Origin of the sequence: Bacillus sp. YBWC18 (assembly GCF_002998775.1) — a bacterium.
GTDB lineage: Bacteria > Bacillota > Bacilli > Bacillales > Bacillaceae > Bacillus.
In genome coordinates this window covers 754,900-779,075 of the sequence record NZ_PVRI01000001.1, presented here as the reverse complement: position 1 = coordinate 779,075, position 24,176 = coordinate 754,900, and the positions used below count along the sequence as shown (strand labels likewise).

Annotated in this window: 26 protein-coding genes; 7 read left to right on the top strand and 19 right to left on the bottom strand. The window is 40.8% G+C overall.

Annotated elements, in window-relative coordinates:
- Positions 1-60: 60 nt before the first annotated feature.
- From C6348_RS04045 to C6348_RS04005, 9 genes are all read right to left on the bottom strand, one after another.
- Positions 61-678, bottom strand: a complete 618-nt coding sequence (locus C6348_RS04045; RefSeq protein ID WP_106041960.1) for a hypothetical protein — start codon at positions 676-678, stop codon at positions 61-63.
- Between the two features lie 84 nt (positions 679-762).
- The gene (gene nrdF / locus C6348_RS04040; RefSeq protein WP_060596362.1) at positions 763-1,743 is read right to left on the bottom strand and encodes a class 1b ribonucleoside-diphosphate reductase subunit beta; all 981 of its coding nucleotides are present in this window, start codon (positions 1,741-1,743) and stop codon (positions 763-765) included.
- A gap of 17 nt (positions 1,744-1,760) precedes the next feature.
- Positions 1,761-3,863, bottom strand: a complete 2,103-nt coding sequence (gene nrdE / locus C6348_RS04035) for a class 1b ribonucleoside-diphosphate reductase subunit alpha (RefSeq protein ID WP_066030874.1) — start codon at positions 3,861-3,863, stop codon at positions 1,761-1,763.
- Complete coding sequence (nrdI, locus tag C6348_RS04030; RefSeq protein WP_008360380.1) at positions 3,823-4,215, bottom strand: class Ib ribonucleoside-diphosphate reductase assembly flavoprotein NrdI; 393 nt, start codon at positions 4,213-4,215, stop codon at positions 3,823-3,825. The genes nrdE and nrdI overlap by 41 nt, the downstream gene beginning before the upstream one ends.
- A 265-nt stretch (positions 4,216-4,480) precedes the next feature.
- On the bottom strand, positions 4,481-4,693 hold the full coding sequence (locus C6348_RS04025; protein ID WP_003212415.1) for a hypothetical protein: 213 nt from the start codon (positions 4,691-4,693) through the stop codon (positions 4,481-4,483).
- A gap of 79 nt (positions 4,694-4,772) precedes the next feature.
- Positions 4,773-5,099, bottom strand: coding sequence for a YmzC family protein (locus tag C6348_RS04020; RefSeq protein ID WP_106041958.1), 327 nt, complete (start codon positions 5,097-5,099; stop codon positions 4,773-4,775).
- A 161-nt stretch (positions 5,100-5,260) separates the two neighbouring features.
- Positions 5,261-5,482 carry an RNA chaperone Hfq gene (gene hfq / locus C6348_RS04015; RefSeq protein WP_003211269.1) on the bottom strand — a complete coding sequence of 74 codons (222 nt, stop codon included), beginning with the start codon at positions 5,480-5,482 and terminating at the stop codon, positions 5,261-5,263.
- Positions 5,483-5,507: 25 nt separating this feature from the next.
- Positions 5,508-6,464, bottom strand: a complete 957-nt coding sequence (gene miaA / locus C6348_RS04010; protein WP_106041956.1) for a tRNA (adenosine(37)-N6)-dimethylallyltransferase MiaA — start codon at positions 6,462-6,464, stop codon at positions 5,508-5,510.
- Positions 6,465-6,533: 69 nt separating this feature from the next.
- Positions 6,534-6,935 (bottom strand): YmaF family protein, encoded by a 402-nt coding sequence (locus C6348_RS04005; RefSeq protein ID WP_106041954.1) that lies wholly within the window; start codon positions 6,933-6,935, stop codon positions 6,534-6,536.
- Positions 6,936-7,039: 104 nt separating this feature from the next.
- On the opposite strand from C6348_RS04005, the gene C6348_RS04000 reads away from it, so the two are divergent.
- From C6348_RS04000 to erbB, 4 genes are all read left to right on the top strand, one after another.
- Entirely contained in the window at positions 7,040-7,291 is a 252-nt protein-coding gene (locus tag C6348_RS04000) for a hypothetical protein (protein WP_012010040.1), read from the top strand.
- Positions 7,292-7,392: 101 nt separating this feature from the next.
- Positions 7,393-7,935, top strand: a complete 543-nt coding sequence (locus C6348_RS03995; RefSeq protein WP_106041952.1) for a TetR/AcrR family transcriptional regulator — start codon at positions 7,393-7,395, stop codon at positions 7,933-7,935.
- Between the two features lie 3 nt (positions 7,936-7,938).
- On the top strand, positions 7,939-8,256 hold the full coding sequence (erbA, locus tag C6348_RS03990) for an SMR family multidrug efflux transporter EbrA (RefSeq protein WP_060596350.1): 318 nt from the start codon (positions 7,939-7,941) through the stop codon (positions 8,254-8,256).
- A gap of 15 nt (positions 8,257-8,271) precedes the next feature.
- Positions 8,272-8,640: an SMR family multidrug efflux transporter EbrB gene (gene erbB, locus C6348_RS03985; RefSeq protein WP_034662159.1), complete on the top strand. Its 369-nt coding sequence runs from the start codon at positions 8,272-8,274 to the stop codon at positions 8,638-8,640.
- Between the two features lie 47 nt (positions 8,641-8,687).
- On the opposite strand, the gene C6348_RS03980 is transcribed toward erbB, so the two are convergent.
- Both C6348_RS03980 and C6348_RS03975 read right to left on the bottom strand, forming a co-directional pair.
- Complete coding sequence (locus tag C6348_RS03980) at positions 8,688-9,137, bottom strand: OsmC family protein (RefSeq protein ID WP_106030914.1); 450 nt, start codon at positions 9,135-9,137, stop codon at positions 8,688-8,690.
- Positions 9,138-9,214: 77 nt separating this feature from the next.
- Positions 9,215-9,949 carry a poly-gamma-glutamate hydrolase family protein gene (locus C6348_RS03975; protein ID WP_034662166.1) on the bottom strand — a complete coding sequence of 245 codons (735 nt, stop codon included), beginning with the start codon at positions 9,947-9,949 and terminating at the stop codon, positions 9,215-9,217.
- A 584-nt stretch (positions 9,950-10,533) separates the two neighbouring features.
- On the opposite strand from C6348_RS03975, the gene aprX reads away from it, so the two are divergent.
- The gene (gene aprX / locus C6348_RS03970) at positions 10,534-11,859 is read left to right on the top strand and encodes a serine protease AprX (protein WP_106041950.1); all 1,326 of its coding nucleotides are present in this window, start codon (positions 10,534-10,536) and stop codon (positions 11,857-11,859) included.
- Between the two features lie 90 nt (positions 11,860-11,949).
- Here the strand turns inward: aprX and C6348_RS03965 are convergent, their stop codons facing one another.
- From C6348_RS03965 to C6348_RS03955, 3 genes are all read right to left on the bottom strand, one after another.
- Positions 11,950-13,098, bottom strand: coding sequence for a Rap family tetratricopeptide repeat protein (locus tag C6348_RS03965; RefSeq protein ID WP_106041948.1), 1,149 nt, complete (start codon positions 13,096-13,098; stop codon positions 11,950-11,952).
- Between the two features lie 165 nt (positions 13,099-13,263).
- The gene (locus C6348_RS03960) at positions 13,264-14,013 is read right to left on the bottom strand and encodes a poly-gamma-glutamate hydrolase family protein (protein WP_034662173.1); all 750 of its coding nucleotides are present in this window, start codon (positions 14,011-14,013) and stop codon (positions 13,264-13,266) included.
- Positions 14,014-14,325: 312 nt separating this feature from the next.
- Positions 14,326-14,799 carry a CarD family transcriptional regulator gene (locus tag C6348_RS03955; RefSeq protein WP_034662177.1) on the bottom strand — a complete coding sequence of 158 codons (474 nt, stop codon included), beginning with the start codon at positions 14,797-14,799 and terminating at the stop codon, positions 14,326-14,328.
- Positions 14,800-15,367: 568 nt separating this feature from the next.
- On the opposite strand from C6348_RS03955, the gene C6348_RS03945 reads away from it, so the two are divergent.
- Together C6348_RS03945 and bslA are read left to right on the top strand one after the other, a co-directional pair.
- Positions 15,368-15,766 (top strand): hypothetical protein, encoded by a 399-nt coding sequence (locus C6348_RS03945; RefSeq protein ID WP_106041946.1) that lies wholly within the window; start codon positions 15,368-15,370, stop codon positions 15,764-15,766.
- 125 nt (positions 15,767-15,891) lie between these two features.
- Entirely contained in the window at positions 15,892-16,428 is a 537-nt protein-coding gene (bslA, locus tag C6348_RS03940; protein ID WP_060596340.1) for a biofilm surface layer hydrophobin BslA, read from the top strand.
- A 208-nt stretch (positions 16,429-16,636) separates the two neighbouring features.
- Here bslA and mutL read toward each other — a convergent pair whose 3' ends face one another.
- The 5 genes from mutL to miaB form a co-directional block, all read right to left on the bottom strand.
- The gene (mutL, locus tag C6348_RS03930; RefSeq protein ID WP_106041944.1) at positions 16,637-18,538 is read right to left on the bottom strand and encodes a DNA mismatch repair endonuclease MutL; all 1,902 of its coding nucleotides are present in this window, start codon (positions 18,536-18,538) and stop codon (positions 16,637-16,639) included.
- A gap of 20 nt (positions 18,539-18,558) precedes the next feature.
- Complete coding sequence (gene mutS, locus C6348_RS03925; protein ID WP_106036804.1) at positions 18,559-21,135, bottom strand: DNA mismatch repair protein MutS; 2,577 nt, start codon at positions 21,133-21,135, stop codon at positions 18,559-18,561.
- A gap of 124 nt (positions 21,136-21,259) precedes the next feature.
- Positions 21,260-21,805, bottom strand: a complete 546-nt coding sequence (gene cotE / locus C6348_RS03920) for an outer spore coat protein CotE (RefSeq protein WP_003212450.1) — start codon at positions 21,803-21,805, stop codon at positions 21,260-21,262.
- Positions 21,806-22,074: 269 nt separating this feature from the next.
- Positions 22,075-22,509, bottom strand: coding sequence for a regulatory iron-sulfur-containing complex subunit RicA (gene ricA / locus C6348_RS03915; RefSeq protein WP_003211238.1), 435 nt, complete (start codon positions 22,507-22,509; stop codon positions 22,075-22,077).
- Position 22,510: 1 nt separating this feature from the next.
- The gene (gene miaB, locus C6348_RS03910; RefSeq protein WP_060596336.1) at positions 22,511-24,037 is read right to left on the bottom strand and encodes a tRNA (N6-isopentenyl adenosine(37)-C2)-methylthiotransferase MiaB; all 1,527 of its coding nucleotides are present in this window, start codon (positions 24,035-24,037) and stop codon (positions 22,511-22,513) included.
- Positions 24,038-24,176: the final 139 nt, after the last annotated feature.

Genomic DNA, 24,176 nt, shown 5'->3' with positions numbered 1-24,176 from the left:
CTGTTATAACGAAATAAACCGGCTCAAGTCTGCTGCTGAGCCGGTTTATGATTGATTCTTTTATGCTAAAATGTTCACGACAAATTGAGACCATGTTTCAAGTCGATCGAAGTATTCGGGCTTTTTCAAATCGGATGCTTTCATCCATTTTCCTGAGATTTGATCTGTTTCTTTCACTTCTACATGAGCACCCGGCGCTAATTCAAGCGCTGATAACAGGCCAATGTGCACACGGCCGACACTGTTGTCATCATCATTAATTAAACCAAGGGTTTTCATCTCAAGTTTGTCTTCTTCTTGAATAGAAAGTTCCTCGTCCAGCTCACGATCCGTATTTTCTTTTAGAATTTCAGCAAAGTTTTTCCCTTCGATGAAATTCATGTGACCACCAAAGCCAAGAGACAACTTATGATGCAATCGAGTCTCTCCCCCGCCTTGAAGTCTTTCATATACATACACTTCGTCCTCACGCTTAATCACGACATAAGGAATCGGCTGCTTGAAGTCAGGATTTTCTTCCGCATCGCCTCTGCGCATCTGCTTGAAGTGCTCTTCGATTTCTTTCATAATGGTGTTGATTGTTTTCTCTTCACTATTCACACCATTAAACGCAAGCGTTTCGTTTTGGAACACGCGTGCGCGCGGTGCAACTAGTATGATTTCATCCATTTTTCCCATGTTCGGTAACCTCCAGTATGTAACGCTTTGTATGAAATGGCAAAAAGCCAAAACGAGTGATGCGTTTTGACTTTTACGCCTTACTTATGATTCATCTCCAAAGAAGAAGTCGTCATCTTTTAACGGCTCAACCGTCGCTTTTTTGTAGCCGTTCCCTTTCATTGAGAAGAAGTCATGCGATTTTGTTTTTGTATTGAGTCCGTTCAATACAATTGGATTGATCTCTTCTTCTTCAAAGTAAGGGGCAAATCCAAGGTTCATTAACGCTTTATTGGCATTGTAACGAATGAACTTTTTCACATCATGTGATAAATTGACTTGGTCATATATATCTTCCGTGTAATGAAGTTCATTTTCATAAAGCTCGTTCAAGAGGTCAATCGAGAAATCATATAGCTCTTTTTGCACTTCAGGTGTTTGTTTGTTGTAAATTTCTTGCGCTAATAATCCAACGTACACACCGTGAATCGCTTCATCACGCAAAATCAAGTTGATGATTTCACCACTTTGCATGAGCTTTCCTTGTCCATAGAAATAAAGCGGGTAGTAAAAACCACTGTAAAATAGGAAGCTTTCTAAATAAACAGAAGCAACCATTGCTTTAAAGAGGGAAATCGGATCGTCCTTTTGAATCGAACGGTATAAACTGACAATCATATCTGCTTTCTTTTGCAAGAATTTATTTTTCTTGACCCATTCAAACACTTCACTGATCGTTTCAGTTGGTGCGAGGGTCATGAAGATATTTGAGTAAGATTTTGCATGTACCGCATTTTCCATCATCGCCATAAAGTTTAATACCGCTTTACGCTGATGGCCTTCTACATGTTCAGCCACAATCGGCATCCCTGTATTTCCTTGTTCTGTATCAAGTAAAGTCAGGCCAGCAAGTACCTTCATGTACGTATCTCGCTCTTTTTCACCTAAATATTTCCATGTTAAGAGATCCCCGTTTAAGGAAATCTCTTCAGGAAGCCAGAACTGCTTCACATTTTGGTTGTAAAACATTTGTGTAAAATCGTCTTCGTGTTTTGACCAGTTGGCTGCATCATAAATTTTTGTCACGTTAAACTCTCCTTTAATCAAACAACACAAGAAAGACAGCCTTCCTGCCCTGTATCTTTCGTTCTTGCATAATAAAGTGTCTTAATGCCTTTGTGGTGTGCATACAGATCGATGCGGTTTAAGTCACGCGTTGTCATCGTATCTTTCAGGAATAGTGTAAAGCTGATTCCTTGATCGACGTGCTGCTGAATCGTTGCGATCATATCGACCACTTTAAACATGTCCATATCGTACGCTTCTTTATAGAAGAACCAGTTCTGCGCTGAAAGACCTGGCATCGGGTAATAGGTTTTGCTGTTGCCGTATGTTCTTTCTTCGATACGTTCCATAATTGGCATAACAGAGGCTGTGGCCGATTGCACATAAGAAATGGAACCTGTTGGTGCAATACATAAGCGGTAGCTATGGTACATGCCATTTTCCGCTACAAAGTCTTTGAGTGCTGCCCAGTCTTCTTTTGTTGGAATGTGCATGCCTTCAAATAGTGCTGCTGCTTTTTCTGTTTTTGGTGTGAAATCATTCTCCACGTATTTATTGAAGTACTCACCCGTTGCATAGCCAGAGCCTTCATAACGATGGAATGTTTCTCCTTTTTCTTTTGCAAGCTCACTTGAGCGTTTAATTGAATAATAGTTCACCATCATAAAGAACGTATTCGCGAAATCTCTTGCTTCTTCACTTTCATAGGCAATTTGGTTTTGAGCCAAATACCCGTGAAGGTTCATCGCGCCAAGTCCGATTGATTTCATCGCCTTGTTCGCTTTTCGAACAGCCGGTGCATTGCGAATGTCTGTTGTTTCAGACACAAGTGTTAGTGAGTCTGTTGCAAGTTTGACCGTTTTTTCGATCGATTTGTTTTTCATGACATTCATGATATTTAATGAACCAAGATTACAAGAAATATCAAGACCGATTTCATCTTCTTGATCATAGTCCGTGTAAGAAGAGACCTCTGAAGCCTGAAGCACTTCTGAGCAAAGGTTTGAGAATTTCACTCGTGAAATATGGTTTAATGCATGCTCTCTATTCACATTATCTTGGAACATGATATATGGATAGCCTGATTCTGAGCGAAGAACAGCCAATTTTTCAAGAAGCTTTCTCGGATTGACTTTTTCTTTTTTGATTTCCGGGTTTTCTACAAGCTCATCATACATTTCTTCCATGTCCATCTCATCAAGATGCTGTCCATATTCTTTATAGACTGTGTGTGGATAGAAGGTGTAAGCTGTTTTATCTTCTCTTGCCAGCTCGATAAATTTGTCCGGGATGACAACACCGATGGACAATGTTTTCACACGAACATCTTCATCAGCAGAGATTTTTTTTGTATCTAAGAAATCATTGATATCTCTGTGGAAAATATTGAGGTAGGCACTGCCTGATCCTTGTCTTTGTCCCATTTGATCTGCATATCTGAATGCATTATCAAGAAGCTTCATCACGCCGACGACACCTTTTGTCGCGTTTTCAACATCTTTGATTGCTTCGCCTTTTGCACGAAGTTTTGACAGGTTCAAACTGACGCCGCCGCCTAGTTTTGAAAGCTGCATTGAAATATCAATCGCTCTTGAAATATCGTTTAATGAGTCATTCACTTCAAGCAAGAAACAGCTCACAAGCTCACCGCGTCTTTTACGTCCAGCGTTTAAGAATGTTGGTGTACTTGGCTGGTACTCCTGATTGATCATCAGTTCTACAAACTCAAGTGCTTTTTCTTTATCTCCGCCCGCAAAGAAAAGCGCTACAACTGAAATGCGGTCTTCATAGCGTTCAAGGATTTTCTTTTTATCATTTGTTTTCAGTGCATAGTCGTTGTAAAACTTAAACGCACTCATGAATGATGGGAATCTAAATTTCTTCGCATATGCAGCTTCGAATACTTCTTTAATATCTGCCATGCTGTATTGTCTTAAAAATTCTTCCTCATAGTAGTCGTTTTCTATTAAGTAATCAATCTTCTCTTCTAAGTTGTGAAAGAAGACCGTGTTTTGATTAATATAATCTACGAAATAACTATGTACAGCTTCTTTGTCCTTATCAAACTGAAACTTTCCTTCTTTTTGAATCATAATCTCGTTATTTAATTGTATCCACTTTGGAACCTGATTTTGTGACAATTCTTTCTACCTCCTGTGTAAACAATTCAACATCCCTTTTTGTTCCGCTTAGTTCAAAGGTGTGCAAAATAGGAACTTGATATTGTTTAGAAATCGTATCGGCGCTTTTGGCAAAATTATCTCCCCACACTTTGTTTCCACTCACCGCTACACCTAGTAAAAGGTGAGCATTTTTCTCTAAAAAGGACTGAGTGGTACTAGGGACTTGTCCAAATCCTGTCGTAAAGGTGACGAGAATAAACGGCGTATCCAAAAACTCTTCTCCAGTCAATTTTCGTTTGTCTGTAAAAGGGGTCTTGTCCAAAAAGCGTTGAACATTTCCTGTTTTTGAATCAAATACGATTTGAATCAATTCCATCACGACCTAGTTTTTAGTATTGTTGATCATTTCATTATTCACTATATATAGTATACTATGTTTTTTCAAAACACAACATATAGATGTTCGAAACGAAAAAAATCAACCAACCCGGCCGAACATTCATAGCCGAACTCGTACGTTCAAATAAATAGAGCAGAACAGGATCTAAAAATAGACTGCTCTACTCCCTATTCAACTGAAACCGAAATCTATCATAACACGAAAAAAAATCGCTTAGTAGACTAGACTTTTTGTTTTATTTTTTGTAGGCATCGCACTGTAAATCTTCTGACACTTCTGTAATTTCCACTTCAACACCTAATTCTTTTAGCACCGCTTCAAGCGCAGAGACGATTGAAGCTTCTCTGACTAATTCTTTCCCATTTACAGAAACGCTTGTTCCATATTCGAAACAGGAGTCGTCTTCACAAGTTTGTTCCCAGTGATTAATTTTAATTTTGTGTGTCATGAACTCATCCTTTTCTGTCTAGATGTCTGATGCATGATTATAGTGTAGCGGCTTCACATTCATTTGTAAATTTACGTGCTTACTCTTCAACAGAATCATCATCATATTCCTCGTCCCATTCATCTATGTACTTCGTTTTAACGAGGGTCAGTTCTCCCTCTTTTTCATCAAACCGGTACACATGTACTTCCTCATCTTTCACAACAGCAAAGTGATTATTTTTTAGTGCAACAGCTGATTGTAAAAGGCCCTCTATATGTCCATGATCATCTTGATTAGCATAGTTATGCGAGCTTTCCTGTCTCGATTCAATGTTTGAAATGGCGCACGATCCAAATAAGACAACAATCCCAATCAATAAAAGGATCACTCTAATCCTTCTTAATTCAAGCTCTGCATTTTCCATATCGTTTCCCTCACCTTTCTTCATATCCAATAAGGGATTATACGTAAAATAGACAGAAAAGTTTCACGGCATGCAAAATAGCCCCTCTGCACTGACAAAAAACGTAGCGGGTTCCGGCCGGTTTATTCGCAGATGCATGGGGCTATTAGGTCGAACATATCCTATTCTAATTCTAGATTTACATTCTTTTGAGGTGCAAATGTAGAAATGGCGTGTTTATAAATAAGCTGCTGCTTCCCTTCTGTTTCAAGCAGCACCGTGAAATTGTCAAACCCTTTCACTTGACCGCGAAGCTGAAAGCCATTCAGTAAGAATACTGTGACAAAGGTATTGTCTTTACGGATTTGATTCAAAAATTGGTCCTGAATATTAATCGGTTTCATGTTTCGTCCTCCTTGATTCTGATAACTACAGTTTCGCTTTAAGTTCAAGCTTTCCTGCTATATATGCGAAAATTTCCTCTTTTTTGTCTGAAAAGTGGCAAGGCGGTGTCATGTCGAACCAAGTGACATCCATTTTATTACGAAACCACGTGAACTGACGCTTCGCATATCTGCGGGAATTTTGCTTTAATTGCCGGGTGGCTTCATCAAGTGAGCAGTCACCTTGAAAATACGCATACAGCTCTTTATAACCAATCGCTTGAACCGATTGACAATCCTCCAAGCCAGATTGATAAAGTGCGCTCACTTCCTCAATTAAGCCTTCATCTATCATCATATCAATTCTTTGGTGAATGCGCTCGTACAAAAGCTCTCGATCCATTTTCAGCCCAATGAAGGCTGTATCATAAAGAGGAACTTCTTGATGACCGTTTTGCATCTCCGACATTTTCTGACCTGTTGTATGGATCACTTCCAGCGCCCGGATCACGCGGCGGACATTATTCGGATGAATGGCTTTTGCAGCATCAGGGTCTACTGCCTTTAGCTTTTCGTGCAGCTGAAGGGGGCCATGCTGCTGTTCAAACAGCGCCATTTCTTCTCTAAAAGCAGGATCACTTTTCTCGTCGGTAAATGTATAATCATATAAAACAGATTGGATATACAAACCTGTTCCGCCGACAATCATGGGTGTTTTCCCTCTAGCGGCAATCTCTTTGATTTTCAAACGGACCAGCTGCTGAAATTCAGCTGTAGAAAAGGATTCGTCCGGCTCTTTAATATCAATTAAGTGATGCGGGACACCATCCATTTCTTCAGGGGTGATTTTAGCTGTTCCAATGTCCATTCCTTTATAAATCTGCATAGAATCACCGCTGATAATTTCTCCATTAAATGCTTTGGCTATATGAATGCTCAGTTTTGTTTTGCCGACAGCCGTCGGTCCTACTAATACAATCACTGGTTGTTTCGTTTTTTTCATAACATCACTCTCTTTTACAAACTGCCTACAGTATAGCATAACTTCTCATTCTCTCCTATATAGGGCCTATCACCAGCCGAGTGGTTCATTTCCGACCACTTCGTATGTTTTTCCTTTTAAACGGTGCGTATGCCTTGGCCGCTCTTCGTCCGGACTATAGACGACTCCTCCATACGGAATGGGGACAGAATCGTTATAGGCAGAAAACGTGACTTCTTCAATCTCGTGATAGTGCGTACCATCCAATCTTGGAATTGCCGGCCCTGTGACGCCGTAGTATCTGTGGAAATGCCCTCTCTCAAAAGAGGTGATCCCGCGATAGAAATGAGTATGCTGATCGGTATTACTTCCATTGACAGGCTGAGAAATGCCTTCTATTAAATGATAATGCTCTTCTGTTACATCCGTTCGTGCTTTATAGGCATGAGCATGCGGCGGGCATTTTGCCCAATCAGATGGATACAGGCCCATTTTTTACATTCCTCCTTATAATAGGCGTTCACCCAAACACATATAGGCCAATCGAATACACTGATGTCAGTTACAGTGATTTTATGTGAGAGGAGCCTTTTTTTATGAATTATTTTGATGCACCGCCATTTATGCAAGAAGACATGAGAAGACCTTTTGGTTTTGGCTTTGGACGCCCGGGTTTTGGGTTTGGGAGACCTGGATTCGGTTATGGTAGACCCGGATTCTTCGGACCTCCATTTTTAGGTGGTTTTGCTGGAGGTCTGCTTGCTGGGTCTCTGCTTGCGCCAGGCTATGGCTATGGGTACCCTTATCCGCCTCCGTACCCGCCATATGGACCATACCCTTATTATTAAATATGACGATTTAGCGAAATCAAATGAATCGATTGACACACTCGTTTTTGATGGGTTAACATTTACTTTACCGACCGTTCAGTAAAGTAGGTGTTTTTTTTATGTCTAAAACCAAAAAAGAGCAAATCTTTGATGCAGCTGCCCGCACGATTTTAGAAGAAGGATTAAGCCAGCTTACCCTTCAGCAAGTGGCAGAGCATGCACATATGACCAAAGCCGGCCTGCTTTATCATTTTGCAAGCAAGGAAGAGCTCATTCAAAAAATGAATGAGCACGCGATTCTTTGCTTTCGTCAGCAGCTCGAAACGTATCAAGAAACTTACAAACACGAAAAAGCGCCTTATGCACGTGCATATATATTGGCCACATTACATGATCTTGATCATCAAAATACGACCCAGCTATGTACAAGTATGCTGGCTACCATGTCATTTGATGAAGCGTTATTGAACCCTTGGCGTGATTTTTATGCGGAGTTCAAAGCGAAAGCAGCTGAGGAAATAAACGACCCTGCATTGAGTCAGCTAATTCGACTCGCATGTGATGGGATATGGTTTTCAGAAATGTTTCAGCTAGAACCGCTGAATCGAGAAGAAAAAACCCTTTTACTTCATCGGATTTTACACCTATTAGAGGAGGGATGATTCATGATCCTCGGATATCTTTTTCTGGCTGTGGCCATTTTTTCAGAAGCCATTGGCGCCGTGATGTTAAAACTCTCAAATGGCTTTACGCGCTTTAAGCCTAGCGCTGTCGTTGTTGCTGGCTATACACTTGCATTTTATATGCTGTCATTGACACTTAACATCATTCCGCTTAGCATGTCTTACGCAACATGGTCTGGGGTTGGTACAGTCCTCACGGCTATTTTTGGCGTGCTTTTTTTCAAAGAAACCTTGAACCAAAGAGCAGTCATTGGGATAGCGATGCTTGTCTCAGGGGTTGTACTTTTAAATATGTCATAAAGGATGTGGGAGAGCATGAAAGGAATGCTCTATTTAACAGGAGCCATTTTGACGGAGGTTTTTGGCAGTACGATGCTGAAGCTTTCACAAGGTTTTTCGCAACTGCTGCCGAGTATTGGGGTCCTGATCGGATTTGGCTGCGCCTTTACCTTCCTCAGTTTGGCACTTAAAACCATTGACCTTTCGTCTGCTTATGCGACATGGTCTGGCGTTGGAACAGCACTCACTGCTCTTATCGGACTCGTGCTGTTTAACGAAACCATTCACATAAAAGGCTTCATAGGCCTTGCACTTGTGATATGCGGCGTGATTGTCTTGAACCTGTCCAAAAAACAAAAGGAAGAAAACAAAGAACAAATCGATCAAACCGAATGGACGTCATAAAAAAAGTCATTTTCTCCATTTAATAAGAGAAAATGACTTTTTTGTTTTTACCCGCCAACTTGAATGGTTTCTTCTAAGGAAATGGCCACATTTCCTTGAACAGCTCTTGAGATCATACATGAGCTTTCGGCTTTATGCGCGAGCTTGCGGGCCAGCTCAATATCTTGCGGGGAAGCGGATTGTTTGAGGATGATGACAGGCCGGTGAATGATTTTTTCATATGTAAACACACCATTGGTCACATCTACGACAGCCTCAGAACTCATCGTTAGATCCTCTTTCTCTAATTGGCTCCGCTCCATCATAGCGGCAAGTGTAATAATATAACACGTAGCCGCTGCACCTAAAAGCATCTCATCTGGATTTGTTCCAATGCCGGGACCGTCCATTTCTTTTGGAATTGAAATCTTCGTTTTTAACTGTGCACATGAGATTGTACCCACATCGTTACGCAGACCAGGCCAGCTCGCCTGAAGATGAAAATGATGACGCGCCATATTCGTCTCTCCTTTTATTATCACTTTTTATAGTGTAACAAGAATTCACGCTGCTTGTCTTAACATGTGCACCATCTTTATGTATATTCCTCATCCAGCACTGTCCGAATCGCCCTGACATACCGGTAGAACGTCTCGTTTTTTGTACTCGACCGCCGCCGAAAGTCAAAACTGTCAAATAAAGCTTCACGCTGACTTCTACTAATCTCTAGCTGTACACTTTGCCCTGTTTTTGTAAGATTATTAATATTATGATTGCTTGTTCCGCTCAGGGTTGCGTGTGCGACAGCCAGTTCAGCAGAAAATCCGTTCCGCTCTAATGAGTTCACAATTTTTTCTGCACGGTCGTAATCTGTTCCGCCAACGAGAGTATGGTCAATTCCTTCCTCACCTTTGTATCCATGAACTGCTAAGATATAATCGTGTGCTTTTGCCTGCGCGACGCCGACTGGCTCATCAAAGTTTGTGCTTGTAATATGAAGTTCTGACGCATTCTCTCTTAAGCCTTCAAACAAATACGTAGAGAAATCATTATCGAAAAAATGGACGATCTCGCTCACGCCGCCTTCAATCCTCCCGCCATGGGGTGACATCACTAGAAGACGGCTTCCAGGCACTGGGTTGGCTGTAATCTGATAGCTGCTTGTTGATTCGTTTTCTTCCAGTTCTTTAAAATTGCGATAAATATCATTTGAACCGCTTTCGTCTTCCCCACCTGATGACACTGGCTCATCATGTTCCTGTGCTTGCATTGTATAATAAACGCCCCATCCGATCGCAAGCAGGAGAAGCAAAGCAAAAAACTTCTTCATTCCCGTTCTCCTTTAACAGATTTCTAAGCCGTTTCTATGATTTATATTGAATCTTCATTTCTTTTCATTTTTTCCACTTTTTCTCTTCAAATTTGATCATAACACTCTAGATCATGAGATTCCTCAAAAATAAGATAATTGCATTTATATACACAGAAACGCCTCTCCTCTTTGAAAACAGAGTTAGAATAGTATGACAGACAAATGAAGTTATGTTTAAAATGGCCTAGTTCTATCCAGTCTGTTTTCTTTAATTCGGCTTGTATTTATATGGATTTGATTTTTTTCCTCTGTGACAAGTCACATTTGTATGAGCATTGACCCTGTTTATCTCCCCCTTTTTTCTGCAAAATCCATTGTTTCACCGGTTCTCTTTGAAGAACTCTCCCACCTATCATCGGCAGATTCTACATGTTTTTCACCTTTTTCTATTATTTTACAAAATGTAAGCGCTTTTCTTTTTAAAGAGAAATCAGTCAGCCGCCAATATAAAGAAAAGGAGGGGCATGAATCCGAACCAAGCAGCTCTCATTCTCATAACGTAATAGTGTACAAGAATGGATAGCTAGAATGGAGGGCATTACATGTTTGGATTTTCTATGGTGCAAATGGTCAGAACACATGCTAGTAAACTGGATCAGCCTTTAAGAGAAACCGTCCTTCACCTTTATAAACCTTTTAAATGGACGCCATGCTTTCTTCATCGTTTCTTTGAAGGAAGATTAAAGAAGAGAAAGAAGCTTCGTGTGATCATTGAATTTAAGGAAGGTGCGGTCGAAGCAGGTATTCAAAGCGCAAAACAGTTCATGAAAAAAAGTAGAAAAACAAAAATTAAACGGCACTTTTCACATATCGACTGCTGCGCTGCTGACCTAACACCGGATGCTTTAGAGGAGCTGTTAGCGAATGGTGAGCATATTCGTAAAATTTATTTAGACCGGAAAGTTCATGCACTTCTGGATATGGCCACACAAGCAAGTCATGCTGATGAAGTCATCCGAAACGGTACAACCTTAACAGGGGAAGGTATTACGGTCGCTGTCATTGACACAGGGATTTATCCGCATGAAGATCTAGAAGGAAGAATTCGCGATTTTGTGGATTTAGTCAAGCAAAAAACAAAGCCTTATGATGATAACGGGCATGGCACTCACTGCGCTGGAGATGTAGCTGGAGACGGAGCTGCCTCAGATGGCTTGTACAAAGGACCTGCTCCAAAAGCTCATTTAATTGGCGTGAAAGTGTTAAATAAACAAGGGGCTGGATCACTTTCTACTATTATAGAAGGGGTTGAATGGTGCATCCAGTTCAATGAAGATCACCCTGATGATCCGATTCATATTATGAGTATGTCACTAGGCGGAGATGCCCAGCGTTATGATGACGAACAAGACGATCCGATGGTGCGCGCTGTCAATGCTGCTTGGGATCAAGGCATTGTTGTATGCGTCGCTGCCGGAAACTCTGGTCCTAACAGTCAAACGATTGCGAGCCCTGCCGTCAGTCAAAAAGTTATTACGGTTGGCGCTTTTGATGACCGGAATACACCAGAATCAAACGATGATATCGTGGCACCATTTTCGAGCAGAGGCCCTACTGTTTATGGTGAAACAAAGCCTGATATCCTTGCACCAGGAGTGAACATCGTCTCTCTCAGATCACCAAGGTCCTTTCTAGATAAACTCGATAAATCAAGCAGAGTCGATGACGATTACACGGCGTTATCTGGCACATCTATGGCAACACCGATTTGTGCTGGTATTTGCGCTCTTCTATTAGAGCATTCACCAGATTTAACGCCCGATGATGTCAAAACCCTGTTAAAAGAAAATACAAGCAAGTGGTCTGGAGATGACCCGATGATTTACGGAGCAGGTGCCATTGACGCAGAAAAAGCCATCAAAGAATAAATTAAAAAAGCCCTTTACGTTGATTCGTAAAGGGTGTTGTTTGTCTGTTATTACGTGTGAAGTCTTTCATCTACTTGAGCAGCTGACATGTTATGCTTCGTTCTCATACATCTCATCTCCTTTTTGAATGTGCGTACGCGCTTCGATCACAATCTCAAAAAAAGTGGAAGATTCCTTGTACATGTCGCGTTCCTTATAATAATTAGCCGCATCAAGCGCTAATTCCTCTAAATCAGCAAACATTTTTTTGCTTCGCAGACCAAAAAGGGCCGACCTTAATTGCTCACAGCTGTCTTTTTCTATATAAAGCGCCTGCAAAAATTGGAATTTCAACTGATAAATTTCATCTTCCAATAAACAAGCCTCTTTCATTCCTTTACGTATAGCCTCGCCAGCCCGCTGGATATCTCCGAGTTTAAAACAAGTAAGGGCAAGTGAGAATAATGATTTGATCATCGTGGATGTTTGATCTTTTTGATAAAGGGAAATGGCTTGTTCAAAAAAGACAGTCGCTGTATGATACGTTCCCATACTATAATGACAAGCACCTAAGTTATTAAGAGCCATCGCTTTAAAATAAGATGTGCATTCTTGCCGTTCCATCGCTTCACAGACCTTTAACGCTTTTTCTAAATAAGGAAGCGCTTTTTGGTGCTGACTCACATCAATCCAATTACCTGCCATGACAAAATCACATTGAATGCTTCTTTTTCCATAAAGCTGATGTTTCTTATAAATGTCTCTCGCCTTTTTAGCATAATGCATGGAGAAATAAGTTTGTTTCATATGATAGTATACTTCAGCGATTTTATAGTAAAATTCCGCTTTTTCAATCTCATCTGTCACTAAGATCAGTTGATGTTCCGCATGCTTGTAATAGGAAATAGCCTCGATATACCGGCGCTGGATAAACGCATACATTCCATGGAAAAAATGAAAGTAATAGCCGAGCAAGCCTGTCATCTCATCTTCTCCATCTTCCATTTCTTTCGGAAAAGACACGGCTTGAAGCGTTTCACTCCCTGCATGGACTGGCGTTAAATGCTGAAGCATCATTTGATGGCGAAAATCCATTAGAGAATAATATAGAAGTAAATCTTGATCCTCTTCCATCTCATGAATTTCTTCTTCAACAAGGCGCTTCATATCGTTTGCTTGTTCGACTTCAAATTTGCAAATATGCGTGTACCATTGATTGATCTTTACACCTACTTCGGAAGATGGTATTTTGTGTGCCATCCACTTCAGCCCCATTCTATCATATCAAACTGATAACTATTATTTTACATAATTTATGTTTTTAAGGCAAATTGTAAGTTATTACATAATTTATGTTCATTTCGCATATTTCTATCTTTTTTACCAAGTTTAAATAGAGTACTTTTGCCCATCAAAACGGTTTTTCTACGAAGATGGGTCAAATTCTCTTAATACTTCTTTTAAAGCACTGATATAACGTCTGAATGCTTTTTTCTTTCCTTTTCTCGTATCAAAATTGTCGAAAAAGGCTTCTCTCTGCGCCGTACTAATTTCTAGCTGAACACTTTCACCACTCGCATTTCGATTATTAATATTTTTGGGATCTGTTCCTGAAAGCCGTTCGCCTTCTTGCACCATTTCTGCAGAAAATCCTCGATCCTTTAATTCTCGTACAACTGCTCTTTGCATTTTTTCGTTTGTCCCGCCAACTAGCGTGTGTCTTTTATCACTTTTATAGCCGTGGATAGAAATGGAGAAGGGGTACGTTTTAATCATTTGAACCAATATCGGTTCATCAAACTTGGTGCTTGTAATATGCAAATCACGATTATTGTCTTGTTTTGTTCCTTCAAACAAATACGTAGAGTACTTTTCTTGAAATGCTTCTACAATTTCACTTGTTCCTGGTTCAATTTCCCCTCCATGAGGAGAAAAGACGAGTAAATCACTTCCACCCTTTTCGTGAAATTCTATTTCATAGCCTTCTCTTTCATGTCGGATAAGCTGTTTAAAGCTTTCATATTGATCCCCTTTTTTTCGCTCTTTTTGATACTTTTCTACCTCTTCTTGATATTGTTTTTGCTCTTTTTTTTCTTGAACAGAATGGCTGCATTTCACCATTAAAAGAGCACACAGGATCAGAAAGATGAATCCACATATCAGTAGCCTTTTCATTTCACCGCTCCTTTTCATTCTCTTAGGTGTCATCTTATCGCATTATTTTACTATCAATGGCTAACAGAATTCAAAGGTTGTCCGGCTCATTTGAACGAATCAGGAGAACTTACCTGTTTTTTATGCTGCCCTAGGTATTTCTGACTTCTTTGAATCATTCGTTGCTTGAATAAAAACTGCATCGTATGACCTTATTTTAGCTTTAGTTAAAATCACCTACAAAAATGGACATATTCTTCTGATTTCAAACAAAAAAAGCCGTAAACAAAAGGTATGCCCTTCTGTTTACAGCCAATTACTGTATATCCATCATTAAACTCTTAGTTCATTCTCTAAAGCTGAAAGGACTTCATCTTGCGACAGTCCTTGTGCAAGAGAAATCTCACTCACTAACATGCCTCGTGCATCTTCAAGCATCTTCTTTTCACTTGAATTTAATGCTTTCTTCTGATTGCGTCTCATCAGATCTTTGACAACGTCTGCACCATCTTCGATCGCACCTGTTTTTAGCTTTTTCAGATTTTCATCATATCTTTGCTTCCAAGTAAGCGTGTCGTCGTTTGTTTCTTCTGCAAAATTGTTCATCACAACTTTCAGCGTTGCTTGATCTGCTACCGGACGTATACCTAGTTGATTGATTCTGCCTCTTGGGATCATCATCTGCATATTCGGCATTTGAATCAGAAAATATTCCTCCGTCTTACCTAAAATCTCTTTTTCTTCCATTCCTTCAATCACACCGGCACCATGCATAGGATAAACAATTTTATCACCTATTTGAAACAAATCCGCCACCTCCGAAAGTATTCACATTATGATTATAACACATTTCATCGGTGGATAAAAATTTATATTCTATCATGTTATTTTAGCACTAGTCAATTCTTTTTATTTGAGTTTTTCAGAAAAAGCCTTTTTTTACAAAAAAAGCGCCATTATCCAGTCCCCTTGTCTTATTCTTGCATATACTAGCATTGAGTCACATTTAGGAGGGATGACAATGTGCAAATGCAAGTGCAAACATTCCCACTCAAACTGTTATAAAAAGCATGACGATCATTGCCATGAGGATCCATGTAAAGAAAAAAAGTTTCATCATAAAAAAGATAAATGGTTTGAGAGCGATTTCTGGGATACTTCTAGAAGCTACGATCCCTATTACTGTCCTAAAAGTGTCTGCAGCAGCTGTAAGAAGCGTCGTAGAAGAAGACATGGCTTCTCATATTAGCAATTGACGCTTTCACCTGCTTTTCGTTTTCCCGGCTGAAAAGCCGGTTTTTTTCATATGGATAGGCTCATGAAACGGATCATGCTCATAGGATATGGCAACCTGACATAAAGGATGAGATATCAAATGAACAATATGAATAGCCCAATGAATCATCATCACCAAGAAAACCCCTATCATACATTTGAGAATGTGTATACAGCCAATCATGAGCATGTGGTCGCGCCAAACATGGAGGATCCTATGAATATGCCAAAGCATGATCATACCGGTAAAAAAGATATGTACAGCGGACACTATCCGCATCATCATTCAACCTATTCGCCGTTTCCAAATCAGCATGATGCCTTTTCACATGTTCCAATGAAAGATCACCATCATCTTGGCCACTATGGTGGATACGGAATGATGCCATATCATCCATACGGATATCAAGATATGCATATGATGATGCCAAATCAGCAAATGACAGGCCATGGTTATGGAATGAACCAACCAAATGCGTTTTTCCCCCGTTATTACTAAACAAAGTGAAAAAATAAGGGTACAATATACCATTTAATACCATATAGGAATATGGTAACCTTATAGGTAAATAATGGGTGTAATCATCTATTATTTGCCTATATTCAACAAGGGGGAAGGAAAAAATGAAAAAAACATGGACAATGATCATGATCGGAATGCTTACACTGGTCATGGCACTATCGGTACCGATTGCCGCATCCGCAGAAGGAGTCAAAACGGAGGAAGGCAAAGCATCAACGAATGCAAGACCAGCTGAACTTTATGCAAAAATTACAGGTACAAGTAAGCAGGAATGGTCTTTTTCTGACATTGAGCTGACATACCGCCCAAATTCTATTTTAAGTATCGGTGCCATTGAGTTCACATTGCCTGCAGGCTTTCAAGCGACAACAAAAGACATCTTCAATGGAAAAGCATTAAAAGACAGCTACATTTTGAACAGTGGAAAAACTGTCCGCATTCCAGCTAGAATCGATTTATTAGGAATCTCACAATATAAATTACAACTTTCTCATAAAGTACTTCCTGCTGCAGGTACATATACGTTCCGCGCAGAAAACCGTGCGCTTAGCATTGGTTCTAAATTTTATGCAGAGGACACCCTTGATATTCAAACACGACCAGTTGTGGTCACACCGCCAAATCCTTGTGGATGCTAAATAAAAAAGCGCTCTAATAAGAGCGCTTCAGCGTGTAGACAAACCCTCGCATTCTTTGTCAGGTCTGTGCTCCGTTACTCACGAATGTTCAATTCGCTCCGTTCCGGTGCTCGCCCTTCCTAGACTGCAAAGGTTTTCTATCACGCTGAAAAGAAGACAAAGGGCCAAAATCAAGATGATTTTAGCCCTTTGTCTTTTTTTCATTTGATCACATGACCCGTTTAAACATTTTTTCCATTTCATATGTCGAGTGATGAATGATGATCGGCCGGCCGTGCGGACAAGTGAAGGGGTCCTTTGTCTGCCGGAGTTCATCTAATAAGGCTTTGATTTCATCATGACGCAAATGGCGATTTGCTTTGATAGAACCTTTACAGCTCATCATGATCGCCGCTTCTTCTCTCAATTTTTTGATATCAACACGCTTCTCATTTAGCACTTGCTCTATAATCTCTTCGATCAGTTCAGCCTCTTCCCCTTTTGGAAACCACTGCGGATGCGACCGAACAATGTAGCTTCCTGAACCGAAAGGCTCTAAGAAGACGCCCACTTTCGTTAGTATCTCTTTATGCTCTTCAATAATCAGCATATCGTTTTTCGAGTAGTGGAATGTTAATGGGACGAGCATTTCTTGCACTTCCTGCTTGATCTCTCCTACCTTCTCACGATAATACTCATACTTGATTCGCTCCTGGGCCGCATGCTGATCGATAATATAAAGCCCTCGTTCATTTTGAGCCAAAATATATGTGCCGTGCATTTGCCCGATGGGATACATGACTGGAACACGTTCGTTTTCTGAAATGGTTTCTGCAACATCTTCTCTCAGTACCGACTCTTCATATTCTAGTGAAGCGGCGGATTCCTCTAACTGAACACGCTCAGATGGAGCATCTTCATTAAATACGGGTGATGACGTCCCTGTCATTTCCTGCGCAGGCGTCCCGTATGTGCCCATCTGATTTGTCTCGTATACAACCGATTCGAGAGGCTCCGGTTGATAGCGTAGCGGCGTTTCCGTTTCGCTTGTGTTTACTTTTTTCGCATCAAAGGTTAAGGATTGCTGCTCATTTTTCACTGCTGGCATTGGTGCTTTCTTTGGCACTGAAGCACTTGGAATAAGCTGCTGCTTTTGAAATACTTCCTTAATTCCTTGTTTGATTAGCTCATGAAGTTCCTGCTCTTTACTTAGTCTCACTTCAAGCTTCGAAGGGTGAACGTTCACATCCACTAAAATGGGGTCCATCTTCATCTCAATAAATGTAATCGGATGGCGGCCAATCGGCAGCAGGGTATGATACCCTTCATGGACCGCTTTCACGAGCGGAAAATGCTTAACATATCTGCCGTTTACAACAGAAGACATATAATTCCGTGATGCCCTTGTCACTTCTGGCAAGGAGATATATCCTTTCACTTCAAAATCAAGTGATTGCACGTGAAGCGGCACCATTTTTTTCGCAACAGCTGTCCCGTAAATGGCCGCAAGCACATGCCGCACATCCCCGTTTCCATTCGTCTGAAGCAGGACTTTCCCTTGATGTCGCAAGCGAATCGATACTTCTGGGTGAGCCAGCGCAATTCGATTGACGACATCCGATATATTGCCAAGCTCCGTATGAACGGTTTTCATGTATTTTAAACGGGCAGGCGTATTGTAAAATAAGTTGGTAACGACAATCTCGGTACCGCGGCGGCCAGAGGTTTTTTTCTCTGAAATGATCTTTCCGCCTTGCAGTACCAGGTGCGTTCCAGCTCCTTCACCAGTACTTGTTTTCATTTCTAGATGAGAGACAGATGCGATACTTGGCAGCGCCTCTCCCCTGAACCCGAGCGTTCTGACACGGAACAGATCATTTTCATCTTTGATTTTACTCGTTGCATGGCGCTGAAAGGCGAGCTTACAATCTTCAGCATCGATTCCAACACCATTATCAATCATTCTAATAGAGGAAAGACCTGCTTCTTCTACATCGATTTCAATCACTGTACTGCTTGCATCGATTGCATTTTCCATAAGCTCCTTTACTACAGAAGCCGGACGCTCGACTACTTCACCTGCAGCAATTTTATTGGATAGGTCATCGGATAACTGAATAATCTTTGCCATTTTGCTCACCTCACCTTATATTATAATTTCTTTTGCAATTCATATAGCTTTGTCATCGCTTCGAGCGGGGTCATATCCATTAGGTTGAATGACTTTAATTCCTCGATCACCGCTTGATCTTTCTGTTTTAGAACTGGTTTAGTTTGCGGTTTTTCTTCTACTTCAAAGAAAGAAAGCTGCTGTTTTCCCTCGGTCTTTTCTGTTTTTGGGGCTGCAGATACGTGCGGGGTCACTTCATGTGATCCGCTCTCAAGCTCCGTCAAAATGGTCTGGGCCCTATCGATGATGGCATCAGGCAATTCAGCAAGCTGCGCTACATGAATACCATAGCTTTTATCAGCTGCCCCCTCTTTGATTTGATGTAAGAAAACGACCGTGCCTTCATGCTCTTCAGCACGTACATGGACATTTTTCAGCTCGCTTAATTGAGACTCAAGGACTGTAAGCTCATGGTAATGTGTAGAAAATAGCGTTTTGGCACCAATATGATCGTGAACAAATTCAATGATTGCCTGCGCAAGAGCCATTCCATCATAAGTGCTTGTCCCGCGTCCAATTTCATCAAATAAGATCAAGCTGTTTTTCGTTGCATGCACCATCGCATTTTTTGCTTCAAGCATCTCTACCATAAAAGTACTCTGACCAGAAATCAAATCATCTGCCGCACCAATGCGTGTAAAGATTTGATCAAAGATCGGAAGGGTCGCCTTTGATGCCGGCACAAAGCAGCCAATTTGCGCAAGAATTGAGATAAGCGCCATTTGTCTCATATACGTACTTTTCCCTGACATATTCGGCCCAGTAATGAGTAAGGTTTGCCGGCCATTTCCCATATGGCAGTCATTTGGCACATACTCCTGATGATCCATCACTTTTTCAACGACTGGGTGACGGCCATCTATGACATCCACCTCATCCTCTGAGAATTCCGGACGGATATAACGGCGCTTTTCACTGACAGTCGCAAAACATTGGAGGGCATCCAGCTCACTCATTTGTTTTGCGAGCAGCTGTAATCTCGGAATATAGACTTTCACTTGTTCCCTGAGAGCTGCGAATAGTTCATATTCCAGTTCGCTTATATTTGATTCTGCCTCAAGAATCAGCGCTTCTTTTTCTTTCAATTCAGGTGTAATATACCTCTCTGCATTGGCAAGCGTTTGTTTTCTTTCATAACGCCCTTCCTCCAGAAGATGCGTATTCGCGCGTGTCACTTCGATATAATAACCGAACACTTTATTAAACCCGACTTTTAAGGAGCGAATGCCTGTGTATTCTCTTTCTTGCTGTTCAAGCCGTGCAATCCAGTCCTTCCCATTTCGGCTGGCATCACGGTATTCATCTAATTTTGCATTGTAGCCGTCTTTAATCAAATTGCCTTCTTTTAACGTCATCGGCGGGTTCTCATATAGCGCATCTTCTAATAAATCAAGTAAGTCACCACAAGGATCAATATCATTCGCTCTTGATTTCGCCATTTCCTCTGGCAGTGAGTGCACAAGCTCTTTAATGGCTGGCACTTGCTTTAAGGATTCTTTTAACTGAATGAGATCACGGGCATTTACGTTGCCAAATGCGACGCGGCCCGCTAGACGCTCAAGATCATATACTTGCTTTAATCGTTCACGCAGATCCTCTCGTTCAAAGAAATGATCCATGAGAATTTGCACCATTTCCTGACGTTCCTTAATTTGCGAAAGACGAATTAACGGCCGGTCGATCCACTGTTTGAGCAGCCTTCCGCCCATCGCTGTTTTTGTTTCATCTAGCAGCCATAATAAAGAGCCCTTCTTGCTTTTTGAGCGGATCGTCTCTGTTAATTCAAGATTTCGTTTTGAGTAAAGATCAATTTTCATTGTTTGTTCGAGCTCAAACACTTGCACTTGCTGAAGGTGATCGAGACTTCTTTTTTGCGTTCTTCTTAAATAAGCATATAATGTCAAAAAGGTCGATCTTAGTTGCTCGCTCAGGCGGGACACGAGTCGCTCAGCTTCATCGATTAACTCATCACTATCTTCGTATGAAATGGTCGCTTGGCACCGTTCCTTTAATGTTTTGACTGTTTCCTCATCCAGCTGCTTTGACACCACAATTTCTTTTGCACCGACAGAATAAATTTCAGACACGACTTCATCTAATCGATCGATGAAAGCCGCCATATTTTCACCTGTAGATAAATCGGAAAGTGCAAGTCCGTATCCATTTTCAAATCTTGTAACAGATGCAATGAAGTTGTTTTCGTTTTCACTTAAGCCTTTACCATCCATCACCGTACCTGGTGTAATGAGTTGAACGACTTCTCTTTTGACCACACCTTTTGCCGTTTTAGGATCTTCCACCTGCTCACAAATCGCGACCTTGTAGCCTTTTGAAATCAATTGTTCTATGTATGCAGAAGCAGAATGATAAGGCACACCGCACATTGGTATTGTCCCGCCATCTCTGCTTGTTAACGTAATTTCCAATTCTTGTGCCGCTTCTTTTGCGTCATCAAAAAACATTTCATAAAAATCGCCTAAGCGAAAAAATAAAAAGGCATCTTGATACTCTGCCTTGATTTTTAAATATTGCTGTATCATGGGCGTATAACTTGCCATATTTCTAATCCCTCACTATATTACATTCGAATTCATACCATCTTTCATTATAGCATAAAAAATCCCCTTTTTTCTCCTAGATAGGACACAAAAAAACTAGGGGGATATGCGCCCTAGTCATCAATTACTCTTCTGGATCACCCGCTAGGAATTCTGGATGAATATCCTCTAACTCCTCATCCACCTCTTCTTCCCACTCGTGATCATCTTTTTCTTTCCAGCTTGAATTGACCTCTACAACAATTTTTGTTTCTCCTACCACTTCAGCAATGAATTCACGTTCTGCCTGAACGATAATTTTATTGCCGTTTGGTGAAATGGTCACTTCTAAACAATTCGGCTGCTGCAGCACTTTTGCAATCACTTCATGCTCATCATCAAGGAAATTTTTATCTTTATATCTCAGTTTGATGATGTCTACATATTTCACCCGTTCTGTGACGACTTCTGTTTTTGTGTTATCAGCGTAAGAATACCATACGTTAATATCAAAGGTTCCTTCAATCTCAACAGTTTTACCGACCTTTTCAGCATCATACTTATGATTAATGATCCAACCACCTAGGATGCTGGTTGGTTTTTGCGATGGAGAAATGGTGTGTGTGCTTTGGGTGAATTTCCTCCCTTTTGCAACCACCGCTTTTGTAATAATCTCTCTGTATTCAGACATTCCGGCATGCCTCCTTGTTCTTGATCGTTTTATCTTATGCTGGGCATTCGTCTAGTGTGTCACGATTTTGAACTTCATGTTCAATTAAATTCATTTCTGTTTCAGTGTATGCATGGTCGCCCATAAACTTGCCTTGAAAATTGGAAAAGTTGGAGAGTGAGAGATTTTGGGGTGACGAAGCAAGAGGTAGAACAGGAAGGGTGAATTTCTTCTGTTCTTTCAAAAAATGATGATAGCAAAGCAAAAAACCCCGCATCTGCGGGGTTTTCTCATTTAATGGAGCAACTTGGTGATGAGTTTTTCACTTTTGAACCGGTTTCTCCTAATAAGAGGTCACCGCCGGTTGAAAGAATGATTTCATCTGTTACTTGATTAGAAATCGTATGCGCTACGAGCTGAAGCAGGGAATTGACTTCCACTTGTGATTCTTTGAATTCTTGAATCACCGGGATTTCATCCAGTTCTTCTTGCAGGGCATCGATTTTTTCTTCCACTTGCTTTAAGGCTTCATGTTTGCCGTAATGCTTTAAATTCACAGCTTGTTTTTGAAGCGCCTTAATTTGATTAATAATCGTTGAAATTTTTGTATTTTCATTGATTTGCGCTTCTGCTTTCTTGAAGAAATCAACTTCTTCTGTTTCAGAAATCATTTTAGCGAGCTCTCTTGCACGCTCGACAATCTCTTTTTTTGAATAAAGCGTCATTTTAATTCACCTCGATAGCTTCTCCAACCATTTCTCCGTCAAGAGACCAAGTTTTGGCTTGTGTGATTTTCACTTTGACGATGTTGCCAATCGCTTCTTTTGGTGCTTTAAAATTCACAAGCTTGCTTTTACTTGTATATCCGGCTAGGATTTCAGGGTTGTTTTTACTTTCACCCTCTACTAATACTTCGACAGTCTGCCCTTCATATTCCTTCATTTTTTTCGCGGAAATTTCATTCACGAGGGCATTCAGGCGCTGCAGACGTTCTTTTTTCACATGCATTGGCACGTTGTCTTGCATTTTCGCTGCTGGTGTTCCTTCTCTTGGAGAGTAAATGAACGTATAAGCGGCATCAAACTCAACCTCGCGATAGAGGGAAAGTGTTTCCTCAAACTGCTCATCTGTCTCATTTGGGAACCCAACAATAATGTCCGTTGTTAATGAAGCATTTGGCATGGCTTCTTTGATTTTGCGCACAAGATCAAGATAACGCTCACGGTCATATTTTCTCGCCATGAGTTTCAATACAGAAGAACTTCCTGATTGAACTGGCAAATGAATATGATCGAGAAGGTTCCCACCCTTAGCAAGCACTTCAATTAAGTGATCGTCAAAGTCACGCGGGTGGCTTGTTGTAAAACGGATACGCGGAATATCGATTTTACGCAGCTCATCCATCAGGTGTCCAAGACCATATTCCATGTCTTCAAAATCTTTTCCATACGCATTCACGTTTTGACCAAGAAGGGTAATTTCCTTATATCCTTCTGCCGCTAAACGTCTGACCTCTTGAATAATTTCATCCGGGCGGCGGCTTCTTTCCTTACCGCGCGTGTAAGGGACGATACAGTATGTACAGAATTTATCACAACCGTACATAATATTCACCCAGCCCTTAATTTTTCCTTGGCGGGCTCTCGGAAGGTTTTCAATGACATCGCCTTCTTTTGACCAAACCTCGATGACCATTTCTTTTGAAAGATAGCATTCAGATAACAACTCTGGCAGGCGGTGAATGTTGTGTGTACCGAAAATCAAATCAACAAATGGATGTTTCTTCAAAATACGGTTGACGACAGATTCCTCTTGCGACATACATCCGCAGACACCTAAAATTAAATCTGGCTTTTCACGTTTTAATGCTTTTAAATGACCAAGCTCTCCGAACACTTTGTTTTCCGCATTTTCACGAATCGCACAAGTGTTTAATAAGATGACATTTGCATCTTCCGTTGAGTTTGTTGGCTCATAACCAAGCGCCATAAAGATACCAGCCATCACTTCTGTGTCATGCTCATTCATTTGACAGCCATATGTTCGAATATAAAACTTGCGGCCGTTCCCTAAACCTTGAAACCGCTCGTCAATTTGAAATTGATTGTATTCGACTTCTTCTTTACCCCGTTTTTTTGCTTCTTTTAAGGAAGGCGGAATGTACACAGCTTCAAAATACTGGCTGTAGTCCTTCTCGGATTTTTTGTCCGATGAACTTACTTGTCCGCTCGCTTTTCTCTGCTCTTCATTCATGAATTTGTACTCCTTTCAAACCAAGCTCCACCCTACAGTATAGACTATTTTGTGATGAATTGAAAATAAATTCATATACAGTTTTTCTATAAAAAATGCCTATTCAGCAAGAAGGTCACAGCCAATCTCTTTATTAAAA